Origin of the sequence: Mesorhizobium sp. CA14, assembly GCF_020165195.1 — a bacterium.
Taxonomy (GTDB): Bacteria; Pseudomonadota; Alphaproteobacteria; order Rhizobiales; family Rhizobiaceae; genus Mesorhizobium.
Map to the genome: position 1 here is coordinate 66,672 of NZ_JAIUHR010000004.1, position 15,127 is coordinate 81,798.

Below are 15,127 nucleotides of genomic sequence, written 5' to 3' on the forward strand. Positions count from 1 at the left end.
CAGGGTCAGTGGCGACCCAGCGGGGTGAGTGATGTTCTTCTTCCTGTCGAAGCTCTTTTGGTTTGTCGCCAGGCCGCTCAACCTGGCGATCTTCCTGCTGCTGGTAGGCCTGATTGCCAGCATGATGGGACGTGGGCGTTTGGCAACCACCGGCAGCGCCCTTGCCTTTCTCATCCTTGTGCTTTCGACATGGTCGTCGATTGGCGTCATGATGCTCAACCCGCTGGAGGAGCGCTTTCCGAAACCGCCGCTGCCGGCAAAGGTGGACGGTATCGTCGTGCTGGGCGGCGCCATGGACGGGGCGGTCAATATCGTGCGCGGCGGCTATGAATTGAATGCCAGCGGCGACCGTATCGTCGAGGCGGCGGTGCTGGCCCGACGGTTCCCGACGGCAAAGGTCGTCATTACCGGCGGTCCGCTCGAAATGATCGGCGAAGGCGAGGGCGATGCGGACGCCGCGCCGCGCCTGCTTACAGCGCTCGGGGTAAGCGCCGATCGCCTGGTCCTCGAGAACAAATCGCGCACCACCTACGAGAACGCTATATTCACCAAGAGGCTGGTGATGCCGAAACCGGGCGAGACCTGGCTGCTCGTCACGTCGGCTTTTCATATACCCCGCGCCAAGGCGCTGTTCGACAGGGCCGGCTTTCCCACAGTTCCCTGGCCGGTTGACTACTGGACCACGGGAAGGGAACGCCTGTACCGCACGAGCCCCGGCGACAATCTGGAAATCACCACCAAGGCGCTTCGTGAATGGACCGGGCTCATCGCTTACTGGATCGCCGGCCGCATCGATCAGCCTTTTCCCGGACCGGGCGGCTGACCGAGCACCGCCTGCCGCGCAGCAGAGAAGAACTGGCGGCGCACCAGCACCGCCAGAAGCACCAGCGTCGACACGACGAAGACGATCGGGTCGACGAACCAGCCGAGATAGCCGATCGAGAAGAAGACGGCGCGCAAGCCGGAGTTGAAGTGCTTGCCGGCGAGCACGTTCATGCGCGTCGCCCGCCACACCGCCGTTTCGCTGACCGGATTGCGCGACGCCGGGCCATGCGGAGTCGGCACCGCGCCGATCAGGATCGAGCAATAGTTGAACAGCCGGTAGGCCCAGCCGAATTTGAAGAAGGCGAAGGCGAGAATCAGCACCAGGCCGAACACCTTGGTCTGGAAGGCTTCGCGCGACGAAGCCGCGCCAAAGGGCAGGTCGGCCAGAACCTGAAGCACGCGGTCGGAAGCGCCGAGCAGGGCAAAGCAGCCGCCGAGCGCGATCAGGGAAGACGAAGCAAAAAAGGCGGTGCCTTGCTGCAGGCCACCCATGATGGCGGTGTCGACGATGCGAATCTCTCGCTCGGCCATGTTGCGCATCCAGGCCTCGCGCTGGGCGTTCATTGCCGTGGTAAGCGACATGCGGCTGATCAGCCTGCCGTCGGAGGCGAGCGTGTGCAGCACCCAGACGGCCAGGAAGAAGATCAACGCCGCCAGATCTGCCATTGAAAGGTGGAGTGAGTCGCCCATGACTTCTTGTAACACGGGCCGGGCCGACGCTTCGACGGGCGCGAGAGCTCTCGGGAGGACGATGTCGCTGGCGGAGCAAACAAGGTCGGCAGCCGCCGGGCCGCGACATGCAAAACAGCGGAAACATCACAGGAATTCCTATATGTAAGTCTTGATCGGCCTCCAGGAGACAATGGCCCCGTGTTCCTTTCGGTTTTCGACCTGTTCAAGATCGGCATCGGCCCGTCGAGCTCGCACACGATGGGGCCAATGACGGCCGCGCGCCGTTTCCTCGATGAGATCCTCACCGGCGATTGGCCGCGGCCGGCGGGCGTGAAAGTCGATCGTATCGGCGCAAGCCTGCATGGCTCGCTCGCCTATACCGGCATCGGCCACGGCTCGGACCGCGCCGTGATCCTGGGATTGGCAGGTCAGACGCCGCAGACGGTCGATCCGGACGAGGCCGAGGGCATCGTCGCCCGCATCGGCGCGGAGAAGCGGATTTCCCCGCCCGGGCACCCGACATACCGTTTCGATCCCGCCAAGGACCTCGTGCTCGACCGCAAGACGCCGCTGACCGGCCATGCCAACGGCATGGCCTTCTATGCCTATGACGCATCCGACCGGCTGCTGCTCAAGCGCATCTATTATTCGATCGGCGGCGGTTTCGTCGTTTCCGAAGAAGAGCTGCAGCGCATGAAGGCCAAGGGCTCGGTGACGACCGAGGGCAAGAAGGTGCCGTACCCGTTCAAGAATGCCGTCGAGATGCTGGCGATGGCGGCAAAGAGCGGGCTTTCGATTGCCGAGATGAAGCGCGCCAACGAGGAGAAACACATGTCGCGCGAGGAGCTCGACGAAGGCCTCGACGCGATCTGGGGAGCGATGAAGGGCTGCATCGATCGCGGCCTCTCGCAGGACGGCATCATGCCCGGCGGGCTGAAGGTGCGCCGCCGTGCGCGGCAACTGCATGACAAGCTGCAGGAACAGTGGCAGCAGAACCGGCCCAATCCCTTGCTCGCCAATGACTGGCTGTCGATCTACGCCATGGCGGTCAACGAAGAGAACGCCGCCGGCGGTCGCGTGGTGACGGCGCCGACCAATGGCGCGGCCGGCACGTTGCCGGCAGTGCTGCGCTATTGGCTGCATTTCCATCCCGAAGCGGACCAGCCGAGCATCCGCGACTTCCTGCTGACGGCCGCCGCCGTCGGCGGCATTATCAAGTCCAACGCCTCGATCTCCGGCGCCGAAGTCGGTTGCCAGGGCGAGGTGGGTTCCGCTTCGGCGATGGCTGCCGCCGGCCTTTGCGCGGTGATGGGCGGCACGCCCGAGCAGGTGGAGAACGCCGCCGAGATCGCGCTTGAGCATCATCTAGGCATGACCTGCGATCCCGTCGGCGGTCTGGTGCAGGTGCCCTGCATCGAGCGCAATGCGCTGGGCGCGGTGAAGGCTGTGACGGCCGCCTCCTTGGCCATCAAGGGCGACGGCACGCATTTCGTGCCGCTCGACGCCGCGATCGAGACCATGCGCCAGACCGGCCTCGACATGAACGAGAAATACAAGGAAACCAGCCTCGGCGGCCTGGCGGTCAATGTGGTGGAGTGCTGAGGTCTTACCGAGACGCCAGACTGGCCCTGTGGAGAAGTCGCTCAAGGCGTTGACGCGTCAACCCTTGCGGCTAAATCTTGGGGCATGTCACTCAACCTCATCAAACTGTGCGTCGGCTGCGACAGCGTCGAGGATCTCGAAGAGTGGATTGCCTTCCGCCTCGACGAGCGGCGCCGCGCGGGCGAGCCGGCCGAGCACTGGCACACCACCCGCATGGTGCCGACGCGCGGCGATGAGATCACTGATGGCGGCTCACTCTATTGGGTGATCAAGGGCAGCGTGCAGTGCCGGCAACTGATCACCGAGATCAGGCCCTTCACCGACGATGAAGGGATCGGTCGCTGCCATCTGGTGCTCGATCCTGAGGTGGTGCGCACCGACTGGCAGCCGCGCCGCGCCTTCCAGGGCTGGCGTTACCTCAAGCCCGCCGATGCGCCGGCCGATCTCGGCAAGGGCAGGGCGGCACTCGCCGAGATGCCGCCGAAGCTCAGGCTGGAACTCGCCGAACTGGGTCTGCTTTAGCACGGCTTTGTGGATCGTCCCCGGCGCTGGCCCTTCGGCTCGTCCGATGTGGGACTTGCAAGCGCGGGACCTTCGTCCCATCCTATTTCTATGCTCGGTCATCCGTACGACGGCGCTAATCGATACGACGGTGCTAATCGATGGGCGTGATCCTCGCTTTGGCAGCGGTGCTCGTGGTGCTTTTCGGCGCCGCATTGCTCTTTGTGCGTGCGGATGCGGCAAGGATGGCCGGCAGTTTGAGATCGCTTGGACCGGCCTTCCTGGGGCTGGTCGGCGCTCCCATGCTGATCTTCGGCCGCAGCCTTATCGGCGGACTGCTTCTGCTCGCGGCGCTGGCCTGGGTCGGCTGGATGCGCACGAGGCGGCCTCCGGCGCGCGCCGCGGCATCCAAACACTCGACGGTGCGGACCGCCGCGCTCGAAATGGACCTCGATCACGACAGCGGCAGGCTCGAGGGGCTTGTTCTGGCCGGGCGTTATGAAGGCAAGATGCTTGGGGCCATGGGGCTGACGGACCTGCGCCAGCTTTATGGCGAGCTCAGCCCCGATCTGGAGAGCCGCCAGCTCCTAGAGACGTATCTTGACGGCCGTTTTCCCGTCTGGCGCAAGGACGCGCAGCCGCACGGTGGCGAAGGGCTGCGTGTTGCGCCAGGTGCGGGCGCCATGACTAAGGAGGAGGCCTACAAGATCCTTGGTCTTGAAGCGGGGGCTGCCGCGGCGGATATCCGCAAGGCGCACCGCCGCCTGATGCAGCGCCTGAACGCCGATGTCGGCGGCACGTCTGTCCTGGCGGCGCGAATCAATGAAGCCAAGGACGTCTTGCTCTCCAATCACGATTAGTCTCCTTCGACGCCGGTACTCTCCGGGAGATTTCAACGGCCGCCTACTGCTCGACGGCGTAGCACGAGATTTTCTTGCGCTTCAGCGCATCGCAGGCTTTCCAGGCGGCGTCCTTCGAGCCGAAGCCGCCGAAGCGGGCGCGGTAGTAGGTGGTGCCGTCCTTGTCGAAGGCGAGGGTGAAGCCCGAAGCGTCAGCCAGGATCTTTGGCGCCTGCTTGGCGGTCTGATCGAGCAGCGCCTGGGCTCCCGTTTTCGTCGGCGATGACGCAACCTGAACCACCCAGCCGGAGGGCACTGACGACGTCTTAACGGGATCGATCGCGGGTGCTGCGGGCGCCGGGTCGGCATAGGCGGTGACGACCTGGGACGAGGTGTCCTGTGACTTGGGAGCCGGCACCATGGCGGCGACCGCAACCGTCTTCACGTTCTTGACCTTGATGACAGGCTTCGTCTCTTCGGCGACCTGTTGCGTGTCGTCCTGGACGTCATCGGTCGAGGCAACGACGGTGTCGTCGGCTGCCGGCTTGGCGTCCGGCGTCGGCGCGTCGTGCTTGGGCAAGAAAACCTTGGCCAATGTCTTGGTCGGATTGTCGTTGCCCTTGGCGATGAGATCGCCGCCGCCTCGCGTCGAGGCGCGCGGCAGATAGGTGTTGATCAGAGCGGCCATCTGGTTGTCGCGGCTGCGGCCGGAAGCGCCGCCCATCACCACGGCGACGAGGCGGCGGTCGCCATCGGCGACGGAGGAGACGAGATTGTAGCCCGAAGCGCGGGTGTAGCCGGTCTTGATGCCGTCGACGCCCTTGATGCGGCCAAGCAGGCGATTGTGGCCGTTGATGCGCTGACGCCCGTAGAGGAACGAGCGCTGCGAGAAATAGCCATAATATTGCGGGTAGTGCTCGCGCAGCGCGATGCCAAGCATCGCCATGTCATGCGCCGTGGTGAACTGGCCGGGGTCGGGCAGGCCGTTGGCGTTGCGGAAGACGGTGCCGTTCATACCGAGCTGGCGCGCCTTGGCGGTCATCATGCGGGCGAAATTGTCTTCACTGCCGCCAAGCATCTCGCCAAGCGCGGTCGCTGAGTCGTTGGCAGATTTGGTCACGATCGACAGAATCGCGGTCTCGACCGGAACCGAGCCGCCGGCGCGCACGCCGAGCTTGGTCGGCGCCTCGGCGGAGGCATGCGCGGAAAACGGAACCGGGGTGCTCTTGCTGATCCTGCCCTTCGCCAGCGCTTCGAAGGTGAGGTAGAGCGTCATCATCTTGGTAAGCGAGGCGGGATAGCGCCGGCCATTGGCGTCAGCGGAGTAGAGCACCTTGCCCGTCTTGGCGTCCACGACGATGGCCGAGGATCTCGCTGCCATTGCTAACGCCACATCGGCGACGACAACCGTCATCGCGAGCGCAGCGATCATGATTGCCTTGAGGGAGAAAGATTTGGAGACCAGCCCCGACAACGCCTGACGCACCGTTACTTACCCTGAATTTTCGTTGCCCCGGAGGCGGCAAACGGAGTGCCTGCCTCGCTTCCGGCCAAGCTATCGCGCCCAGCGTTACCAATCCGTTTATGGTAACCGCCGCGTTCACCATTTTTCGGCAAATCGAGCTTCTCTTTAATCGAATTTTACCAGCCGCCGGCGCTGAACCCCCTGCATACCAACGGGATTCTTGACTTTTGTGCATCGCACAATATATTGAGGTGCATTGCACAAGGGCGCCCGGGGCCAAAAGGGCGTTTCAACCAAGGGAAGCATGAAATGACCCAGACCTATGAGGACTTCACGAAATACGGCAAGGAGTTTGCCGACACCGGGCTGAAGAGCTTTGCCTCGCTCACCAAGGGCGCGCAGGCGATCGCCACCGAAGCCGGCGAATACACCAAGAAGAGCTTGGAGGCCGGCAGCGCCGCTTTCGAGAAGCTGTTCTCGGCCAAGTCGATCGAAAAGGTCATCGAGATCCAGACCGATTACGCCAAGCAGAGCTATGAGAGCTTCGTGGCCGAGGCCAGCAAGATCGGCAATCTCTACGCCGAGCTCGCCAAGGAAGCCTACAAGCCGTTCGAATCGGTGGTCGCCAAGGCGAAGTAATTTCGCCCGGTCATAGCCGATACGGCCAGACGGCCTGCGAAAAGGGCCCGGTCGCGGAAACGCGGCCGGGTTTTTTCATGCGCAATCGCAACCCGATGCGCCTTGCTGCATTCACGATTGAGAAATTCGCTGAGGTTTGCCCACCTAGCCATATTGTCAGCTAAACAGAAGGGCTTAAAATCGTTCATCGAGAACCTACATGTTGAACTCGCATGGGGAATCGAAAAGGCTGGACTACGTGACGACCGGTTTGACTGCCACGGCAGACGTGGTGCGAATGCAAAGTGACGGTGACCGCAACGATCCCGGTCGCGGCACCGCTGTCATCACGCGCACCAAAACCAAGACCAAGAAGCCCAGTCTCTATAGGGTCCTCATCCTGAACGACGACTACACCCCGATGGAGTTCGTCGTTCACGTCCTGGAACGGTTTTTCCAAAAGGACCGCGAAGCTGCCACACGCATCATGCTTCATGTTCACAATCATGGAGTGGGCGAGTGCGGCATCTACACATTCGAGGTGGCCGAGACCAAAGTGTCCCAGGTCATGGATTTCGCCCGACAGAATCAGCATCCGCTGCAATGCGTGATGGAGAAGAAGTGAGGTAACATGCCGGCTTTCTCCCAAGGCCTGGAAAAGGCGCTACATCAGGCGCTGACATTCGCCAACGAGCGGCATCATGAGTATGCGACGCTCGAACATTTGCTGCTCGCGTTGATCGACGACACCGAGGCGGCCGCCGTCATGCGCGCCTGCAACGTCGATCTCGACGAGCTCAAGCACACCGTTCTCACCTATATCGACACCGAGCTCGACAACCTCGTCACCGGTTATGACGAGGATTCGAAGCCGACCGCAGGTTTCCAGCGCGTCATCCAGCGCGCCGTGATCCATGTGCAGTCGTCCGGCCGCGAGGAAGTGTCTGGCGCCAATGTGCTCGTCGCCATCTTCGCCGAGCGCGAGAGCCACGCTGCCTATTTCCTGCAGGAACAGCAGATGACCCGCTACGACGCGGTCAACTACATCTCGCATGGCATCGCCAAGCGCCCGGGCGCTTCGGAATCGCGCACGCCGCGCGGCGCCGAGGACGAGCAGGGCGGCCAGAACGGCGCCGAGCCGCAGGAAGATGGCGGCAAGAAGAAGCAGCAGGACGCGCTGACGGCCTACTGCGTCAACCTCAACAACAAGGCGCGCGCCGGCAAGATCGACCCGCTGATCGGCCGCGACAGCGAGATCAACCGCACCATCCAGGTGCTGTGCCGCCGTTCCAAGAACAACCCGCTCTATGTCGGCGACCCCGGCGTCGGCAAGACGGCGATCGCCGAGGGACTGGCCAAGCGCATCGTCGAGGGCGACGTGCCGGAAGTGCTGCAGGACGCCACCATCTTCGCGCTCGACATGGGCACGCTGTTGGCCGGCACCCGCTATCGCGGTGACTTCGAGGAGCGGCTGAAGCAGGTCGTCAAGGAGCTCGAGGACTATCCAGGCGCGGTGCTGTTCATCGACGAGATCCACACCGTGATCGGGGCGGGCGCCACGTCGGGCGGCGCCATGGATGCATCGAACCTTCTGAAGCCGGCGCTGTCGTCGGGCGCCATTCGCTGCATCGGCTCGACCACTTACAAGGAGTTCCGCCAGTTCTTCGAGAAGGACCGCGCGCTGGTGCGGCGCTTCCAGAAGATCGACGTCAACGAGCCAACCATCGAGGACGCCATCGAGATCATGAAGGGCCTGAAGCCCTATTTCGAGGAGTTCCACAAGGTCCGCTACACGAGCGAGGCCATCAAGGCCTCGGTGGAGCTGTCGGCGCGCTACATCAACGACCGCAAGCTGCCGGACAAGGCGATAGACGTGATCGACGAAACCGGCGCCTCGCAGATGCTGGTGCCGGAAGCCAAGCGCAAGAAGACGATCGGCATCAAGGAGATCGAGGCGACGATCGCCACCATGGCTCGCATCCCGCCGAAGACGGTTTCGGCGGATGATGAGAAGGTGCTGCAGGGGCTCGATATCGAGCTGAAGCGCGTCGTCTACGGCCAGGATACGGCCATCACCGCGCTGACCTCGGCGATCAAGCTGGCGCGCGCCGGCCTGCGCGAACCGGAGAAGCCGATCGGCTCCTACCTGTTCTCAGGCCCGACCGGCGTCGGCAAGACGGAAGTCGCCAAGCAGCTTGCCGCCTCGCTCGGCGTCGAGCTGATCCGCTTCGACATGTCGGAATACATGGAACGCCACACCGTCTCGCGACTGATCGGCGCGCCTCCCGGCTATGTCGGCTTCGACCAGGGCGGCCTGCTGACCGACGGCGTCGACCAGCATCCGCATTGCGTGCTGCTGCTCGACGAGGTCGAGAAGGCGCATCCGGACCTGTTCAACATCCTGTTGCAGGTGATGGACCACGGCAAGCTGACCGACCACAACGGCAAGCAGATCGACTTCCGCAACGTGATCCTGATCATGACCACCAATGCGGGCGCCTCGGACGCGCAGCGCGCGGCGATCGGCTTCGGCTCGACCAAGCGCGAGGGCGACGACGTCGAGGCGATCAACCGGCTGTTCACGCCGGAGTTCCGCAACCGCCTGGACGCGATCATCCCGTTCGGTTCGCTGCCGGTGCCGGTTATCCATCAGGTGGTGCAGAAGTTCGTCATGCAGCTCGAGGCCCAGCTCTCCGAGCGGGGCGTCACCTTCGACCTGTCGCCGGATGCGATCGCCTGGCTGGCCGACAAGGGCTATGACGAGCGCATGGGCGCGCGCCCGCTCGGCCGCGTCATCCAGGAGCACATCAAGAAGCCCCTGGCCGACGAGGTGCTGTTTGGCAAGCTCAAGAAGGGCGGCACGGTGCGTGTTACCGTCGAGAAGAAGGAAACCGGCGAGTCCGGCCTGAAGCTCGAATCGCTCGCCGATGAGTCGCCCGTGCAGCCGAAGAAGGAAGAGCCGGAAGACGCGCCGAAGCCGAAAAAGGCGGTGGCCAAGAAGCCTGCGCCCAAGAAGGCAGTGGCGCAGAAACCGGAGCCGAAGGGCAAGGACGGCAACAAGCGCAGCCTTGTGCCGCAACTGCCGCGCAAGGGCTGACAAGCTCTCGCTTGAAATACAAAAGGCCCCCGTACCGGGGCCTTTTTGTTGAAGGGAGCTCCGCTTGGAAGCCGGACAAATCGTCATCCCCTCAACGGTGCGCTACGCTAGAGCGTTTCAACGTTTCATGGAAACGCCGAACCGCTCTATCTCTTTGTTTTTACGCAATTCCGGACGGAAAACCGCTCGCACTTTTCCTGGAATTGCTCCAGGGAAAGTCGAGCATCGCCGAAGCGGACCCGAGCCGTCGGCATTCCGGATACTTGCGCAACCGCTGGCCGGCTGAGCGCCAGCCGTTCAGCTTGCCAGCGCCGCCCGGATTTTATCGGCGTTCTCGGCCAGCACTTCAGGCTTCTCCATCTGGCCGGAATGCGGCTTCAACGGCACACCTTCGAAGCGCGGCACGACGTGAACATGGAGATGGTAGACGGTCTGCCCAGAGGCAGATTCGTTGAACTGCATGAGGGTGACGCCGTCGGCGTCGAAGGCCTTTTTCACCGCCACGGCCACCTTCTGGACGACCGCGAACAGCGGTCCGAACGTTGCCGGATCGGCGTCGAGGATGTTGCGCGACGGCGCCTTGGGCATCACCAGCGTGTGGCCCATGCCTTGCGGCATCACATCCATGAAGGCGACGACCGCATCGTCCTCGTAGACGCGGTGCGAAGGGATCTCGCCGCGCAGGATTTTCGCGAAGATGTTGCCGGGATCATACGCTTCGACCATGGGGTGACACTCCCAATTGCATTCGTCGTCCGGTGTAGCGAAGCCGCCGCCGGGCGGCAAGGCGCTCAGGCGAGATCGCTAAAGCGCGTGTTAAGAAATGGATTCAGGCGATGCGCTTTAAGTCTCTGTTTTCATGCAGGTCGTTCCCCGCAAAACCGCCGCGCAGTTTTGGACGGCATGCATCAAGCCGGTATCATTCGCTTTGCCAAGACTATCGGCTGTTCTTGACGGCACGCCCAGCTATTGCATGAGCGCTGACATTTGCCGTCTGATGCGGCAAACGTGTCAGCGCTGTTCTTCATCGCAGCGGCATGGCGCGCGGGCGAGGCCCGACTATTCCTCGAGGTCCTTGCGGAAGGGCGTGTGTTCTTCGAGATATTCGCCCATGCGTTCGACCTCGCGCCGCTCGCGCCTAAGATAGTCGGCGACGGCATTGCGCAAACCGGAATGCGAAATGTAGTGCGCCGAATGCATGGTCACCGGCCGGTAGCCGCGCGCCAGCTTGTGCTCGCCCTGCGCGCCTGCCTCCACCACCTTGAGCTTGCGCTCGATGGCGAAATCGATCGCCTGATGGTAGCAGACCTCGAAATGCAGGAAGGGGTGATCCTCGATGCAGCCCCAGTTGCGGCCGTAGAGCGCGTCGGAGCCGATGAAGTTGATGGCGCCGGCAATGTAGCGGCCGTTCCGCTTCGCCATTACCAAAAGAATGTCGTCGGCCATACGCTCGCCGATCAGCGAGAAGAACTGCCGGTTGAGATAGGGCCGGCCCCATTTGCGGCCGCCGGTATCCATGTAGAAAGTGTAGAAATCGTCCCAGGCGCGCTCGGTGATGTCCTTGCCGGTCAGCCAGTCGATCGAGATGCCGTCGACCAGCGCCTCGCGGCGCTCCTTCTTCATCGCCTTGCGCTTGCGCGAGGCGAGCGTGGCGAGGAAGTCGTCATAGGTCGAAAAGCCGTCGTTGAAAAAATGGAACTGCTGGTCGGTGCGATGCAGGAAGCCCGCCGCTTCCAGCGTCGCGACGTCGGACTCTGTGGCGAAGGTGACATGCGCGGAAGAGACGCCGAGCTTGTCGGTCACGAGTTTGAGGCCTTCGGCGAGGCCGGCCTTCACGGCGCCTTCATTCTCGCCTTTGCTGACCAGCAGGCGAGGGCCGGTGACCGGCGTGAAGGGCACCGAGCATTGCAGTTTGGGATAATAGCGCCCGCCGGCGCGCTCGAAGGCGTCCGACCAGCCATGGTCGAAGACATATTCGCCCTGGCTGTGCGATTTGAGATAACAAGGGACGGCGCCGAGAAGCCTGCCCTGCGCGGTTTCCAACCGCAGGTGATGACCCTGCCAGCCGGTGCGCCGGACAGCGCAGCCGGAGTCTTCCAGAGCGCTTAGAAAAGCGAATGAAACCAGCGGGTTGTAGCCGTTTCCTTGGTCACCACGTGTGGTACCGGCGAAGTCACCCCATTCCTCGCAGGTGAACGCGCCGATACCTGCCGCGACGCGGATCGCATAGTCCGCGTTCGCTGCCCGTCCATCGTCATCGTCGCCTTGATCCATGGGGCTTATTTAAGCGTCACCCAGGCGTCTACAAGTCACGTTTCAGGCATTCCTCAGGCGACCTTCACCAGATCAGGCTCAAAGCCCTCGAAGGTCATCTGATCGGCATATTTGAAGGTGAGGTCGACCGCCGGCTGGTCGTGCACCGTCCAGGTGATGACGGGCATTTTCAGCTTTTCGCGCACGAAGCTGACGAAGGGGTTCGGCAGGTCGCCGGCGGCGTAGGAGGTGAAGGCGAGGTCGTGCGCGAGCATGGCGAAATGCGCTTCGATCAGCTGGTTGTCCCTGCCATAGGCGGTTAGCCCGCCAGGGATGCCCGGCGCATCCTTGGCGAAGTCGCGGATCAGCCAGTGGTCGAACGACATGATCGCCACCTTGCCCTTGTAGCGCTTGAGCAGCCGGCCGACGCTTGCCACCAGCCCCGTGTCGTGACCGGGAATGCCTTTCAGCTCGACCACCAGCGGCACGCGGCCGTCGATCAGGTCGAGCGCCTCCTCGAGCGTCGGGACGTGGTCTTTGGTGCCGCCGATCCTGAGCGTCGCCAGCTCGGCCGCGGTGCGTTGCCAGACGAACCCATCCTGGCCGGTGAGGCGTTTCAGGTCGCCGTCATGGATGACGACCGGGACGCCGTCGGACGAAATATGGACGTCGCATTCGATGGCGTAGCCGCGCTCGGCCGCCGCGGCGAAGGCCGACAGCGTGTTCTCCCAGCGGGTCTTGTTCATGTCGTGGAAGCCGCGATGCGCGACAGGTCGCGCGATCAGCCAGGACAGATCGGTCATGTTAAGCCTCACTCGACTTCGAAGATCGCTTCGATCTCGACCGCGGCGTTGAGCGGCAGCGAGGCGGTGCCGACGGCGGAGCGGGCGTGCTTGCCGCGCTCGCCAAGTACCGCGACCAGGAAGTCGGAGGCGCCGTTGGCGACCAGATGCTGCTCGACGAAATCAGGCGCGGAGGCGACGAAGACGGTGATCTTGACCAAGCGGCGGATCTTTTCGAGATCGCCGAGCGCCGCCTTGGCCTGCGCCAGGATGTTGATGGCGCAGAATTTCGCGCCTTCCTTGCCAGCGGCGGTGTCGATGTCGCGGCCAAGCAACCCGCTTGCCTGCAGCTTGCCGTCCTTCAGCGGCAGCTGGCCGGCAGTAAAGAGCGTGTTGCCGGCGCGGCAATAGGGCACGTAGTTGGCGGCGGGCGCGGCGGCGGCCGGAAGGGTGACGCCAAGATCGCTTAGCCGCTTTTCGATTGTTTCGCTCATTGGTTTTCCCTATTGCTGGAAGACGCCGCGTTGGCCGGGCCGAAATTGCTATTTTTGCCTCGCTTCCGCCACGACTTTTTTTAAGCTGGACCATCTTTCCCTGCGGCCTGCCCACAGCCGCGACGACCGGAGCAACGCATGCGCGCAACGCGCCTTTTTCTCGCCGCCGCCTGCCTTTCGGCCGCGTTTCCGATGGCACCGGCCTTTGCTGTGCCAGCGCTGCAGGCGCATCGCGCCGTCTACGATCTGACCCTCAACAAGGCCTCCGACCGTTCAGGCATTACCGGCATCACCGGCCGCATGGTCTACGAGTTCAACGGCTCCGCCTGCGAAGGCTATACGGTCAAGTTCCGCTTCGTTACCCAGATCGTGACCAACGACAACACCAGGCTGACCGACCAGCAGACGACCACCTTCGAGGACGCCGAAGGCAAGACCTTTTCCTTCGTGACCAAATCCTTTGTCGACCAGAACCTCGACAAGGAAGTCAAAGGCACGGCCACCAGGGAAGCGAAGGGCCTCAAGGTCGATATCGACAAGCCGGAGAAGAACAGTCTCGAGCTCGCGGCGACGCAGTTTCCGACCCAGCATCTGGTCGAGCTGATCGGCAAGGCCGAGAAGGGCGAGAATTTCTACCAGACCAACCTGTTCGACGGCTCCGAGGACGCCAACAAGGTGATGACCACTACGGTCATCGTCGGCAAGAAGACCGAAGCCGAGAAGACAGACCCGGAAGCGCCGGCGCTGGCCAAGCTCGCCTCCGACAAATACTGGCCGGTCGACATCGCCTATTTCGACGATACCGACAAAAGCGGCGAAGAGGTGCCGGAATACCGGATCAGCTTCAAGCTGCATGAGAACGGCATCACGCGCGACCTCGTCATGGACTATGGCGAGTTCTCGATGACCGGCAAGCTGGTGAACCTGTCGCTGTTCGACCAGACCAAGCCTTGCCCTGCTTCGAAATAGCATTTGCTGACGGCAGCCGGCCCGGCTTGCAGGCTTGGTCTGCGAATGCCATGTGTGAGGCTCACCCAATGCGGTGGGCCTGATGGCGGTCTATGTCGATGCGGCGATCTGGAAATGGGCCGGCCACCGCTGGTGCCATCTGCTCGCCGACAATACCGACGAACTCCATCGCTTTGCCGCCGAGCTAGGCCTTAAGCGCTCGTCCTATCAGGGGCCGCCCAAGACATCGGCGCCGCATTACGATATCACTGGCTTCGAGCGTGATCGCGCGGTGAGGCTTGGGGCGATCGAATGCAGCCGCGAGGACATCGTGGCGATCTTCCGCCGCGTGCGGGTTCCGAATGGGAAGGTAAGACGATGACGGTGACGGCGTTCCTGGCTTATTGCGTCGCGATCTCCTTGGCCGCCGCCACGCCTGGACCGGCGATGTTCGCGGTCATCAGCAATGGTCTGTCGCGTGGGTTCTTGCGCGCTTTCATAGCCGGCATGGGAGTCGCCGCGGGCGACGCCGTCCTGGTCACCCTGGCGTTGCTCGGACTGGTGGCCTTGGCCCAGACCTTCGAGTGGATTTTTCTTTTGCTGAAATACGCCGGCGCCGCTTACCTGGTCTTTCTCGGCATCAGGATGTGGCGGACCACCGCCCAGAAACCGAACGACTCTCGTCAGACACAGGCGCGGCTGTCGCGGTTCTTTTTTCTCGGCGCATCCATTGCGCTCGGCAATCCGAAGGCGATTCTGTTCCACGCCTCCATCATGCCGCTGATCCTCAACCTTGACACCATGACCTTCGCCGATGGCCTGCTCGTGGTCCTTGTCGTGGTCAGCGTCAATATCATCACCATGGGCCTCTATGCCGCGATGGCGGGGCGGGCAGCCGGGTGGTTCAAAACCCCGAAGCGCATGCGCCTCATGAACAGGGTCGCTGGTGGCGCGATGATCGGCACCGGTGCGCTGATTGCCGCACGTTGATGCGCGAAGCGATACCCGGCTTGCGTTTATGGGACTTCCCC

Annotated in this window: 16 protein-coding genes; 10 read left to right on the plus strand and 6 right to left on the minus strand. The window is 63.0% G+C overall.

The annotated features are described in order from the left end of the window. Positions 1 to 31 precede the first annotated feature (31 nt). Positions 32 to 823 (plus strand): YdcF family protein, encoded by a 792-nt coding sequence (locus LB565_RS06645; RefSeq protein ID WP_224582343.1) that lies wholly within the window; start codon positions 32 to 34, stop codon positions 821 to 823. Here LB565_RS06645 and LB565_RS06650 read toward each other — a convergent pair. Further along, positions 796 to 1,515 carry a DUF599 domain-containing protein gene (locus LB565_RS06650; RefSeq protein WP_224582344.1) on the minus strand — a complete coding sequence of 240 codons (720 nt, stop codon included), beginning with the start codon at positions 1,513 to 1,515 and terminating at the stop codon, positions 796 to 798. The two genes, LB565_RS06645 and LB565_RS06650, sit on opposite strands and share 28 nt — an antisense overlap. Before the next feature lie 180 nt (positions 1,516 to 1,695). Here LB565_RS06650 and LB565_RS06655 point away from each other — a divergent pair, with 180 nt between their 5' ends. The 3 genes from LB565_RS06655 to LB565_RS06665 all read left to right on the plus strand — a co-directional run bounded on the left by LB565_RS06655 (position 1,696) and on the right by LB565_RS06665 (position 4,460). After that, positions 1,696 to 3,099: an L-serine ammonia-lyase gene (locus LB565_RS06655; protein ID WP_224582345.1), complete on the plus strand. Its 1,404-nt coding sequence runs from the start codon at positions 1,696 to 1,698 to the stop codon at positions 3,097 to 3,099. A gap of 84 nt (positions 3,100 to 3,183) precedes the next feature. After that, positions 3,184 to 3,621, plus strand: coding sequence for a DUF1489 family protein (locus LB565_RS06660; protein WP_224510413.1), 438 nt, complete (start codon positions 3,184 to 3,186; stop codon positions 3,619 to 3,621). Between the two features lie 140 nt (positions 3,622 to 3,761). Beyond that, entirely contained in the window at positions 3,762 to 4,460 is a 699-nt protein-coding gene (locus LB565_RS06665) for a molecular chaperone DnaJ (protein WP_224582346.1), read from the plus strand. 43 nt (positions 4,461 to 4,503) lie between these two features. On the opposite strand, the gene LB565_RS06670 is transcribed toward LB565_RS06665, so the two are convergent. Next, complete coding sequence (locus LB565_RS06670) at positions 4,504 to 5,925, minus strand: SPOR domain-containing protein (protein ID WP_224582347.1); 1,422 nt, start codon at positions 5,923 to 5,925, stop codon at positions 4,504 to 4,506. Positions 5,926 to 6,213: 288 nt separating this feature from the next. Between LB565_RS06670 and LB565_RS06675 the strand changes: the two genes are divergently transcribed. From LB565_RS06675 to clpA, 3 genes are all read left to right on the plus strand, one after another. Continuing rightward, entirely contained in the window at positions 6,214 to 6,543 is a 330-nt protein-coding gene (locus tag LB565_RS06675) for a phasin family protein (protein WP_224582348.1), read from the plus strand. 277 nt (positions 6,544 to 6,820) lie between these two features. Next, positions 6,821 to 7,147, plus strand: a complete 327-nt coding sequence (gene clpS / locus LB565_RS06680; protein ID WP_036258315.1) for an ATP-dependent Clp protease adapter ClpS — start codon at positions 6,821 to 6,823, stop codon at positions 7,145 to 7,147. 6 nt (positions 7,148 to 7,153) lie between these two features. Continuing rightward, entirely contained in the window at positions 7,154 to 9,619 is a 2,466-nt protein-coding gene (gene clpA, locus LB565_RS06685) for an ATP-dependent Clp protease ATP-binding subunit ClpA (RefSeq protein WP_224582349.1), read from the plus strand. A 297-nt stretch (positions 9,620 to 9,916) separates the two neighbouring features. On the opposite strand, the gene LB565_RS06690 is transcribed toward clpA, so the two are convergent. From LB565_RS06690 to LB565_RS06705, 4 genes are all read right to left on the minus strand, one after another. Continuing rightward, positions 9,917 to 10,345: an HIT family protein gene (locus LB565_RS06690; protein WP_224582350.1), complete on the minus strand. Its 429-nt coding sequence runs from the start codon at positions 10,343 to 10,345 to the stop codon at positions 9,917 to 9,919. Between the two features lie 333 nt (positions 10,346 to 10,678). After that, positions 10,679 to 11,893 carry a GNAT family N-acetyltransferase gene (locus LB565_RS06695; protein ID WP_224582351.1) on the minus strand — a complete coding sequence of 405 codons (1,215 nt, stop codon included), beginning with the start codon at positions 11,891 to 11,893 and terminating at the stop codon, positions 10,679 to 10,681. A gap of 53 nt (positions 11,894 to 11,946) precedes the next feature. Then, entirely contained in the window at positions 11,947 to 12,675 is a 729-nt protein-coding gene (locus LB565_RS06700) for a glycerophosphodiester phosphodiesterase (RefSeq protein ID WP_224582352.1), read from the minus strand. Between the two features lie 8 nt (positions 12,676 to 12,683). Further along, on the minus strand, positions 12,684 to 13,148 hold the full coding sequence (locus LB565_RS06705) for a RidA family protein (protein ID WP_224582353.1): 465 nt from the start codon (positions 13,146 to 13,148) through the stop codon (positions 12,684 to 12,686). Positions 13,149 to 13,286: 138 nt separating this feature from the next. On the opposite strand from LB565_RS06705, the gene LB565_RS06710 reads away from it, so the two are divergent. The 3 genes from LB565_RS06710 to LB565_RS06720 all read left to right on the plus strand — a co-directional run bounded on the left by LB565_RS06710 (position 13,287) and on the right by LB565_RS06720 (position 15,086). Further along, on the plus strand, positions 13,287 to 14,117 hold the full coding sequence (locus tag LB565_RS06710) for a cell envelope integrity EipB family protein (protein WP_224510391.1): 831 nt from the start codon (positions 13,287 to 13,289) through the stop codon (positions 14,115 to 14,117). 82 nt (positions 14,118 to 14,199) lie between these two features. Then, a complete protein-coding gene (locus LB565_RS06715) occupies positions 14,200 to 14,478 on the plus strand; it encodes a DUF4031 domain-containing protein (RefSeq protein ID WP_140841277.1) in 279 nt (92 codons plus the stop codon). Continuing rightward, positions 14,475 to 15,086, plus strand: coding sequence for a LysE family translocator (locus LB565_RS06720; RefSeq protein ID WP_224582354.1), 612 nt, complete (start codon positions 14,475 to 14,477; stop codon positions 15,084 to 15,086). Before LB565_RS06715 ends, LB565_RS06720 begins: the two co-directional genes overlap by 4 nt. Positions 15,087 to 15,127: the final 41 nt, after the last annotated feature.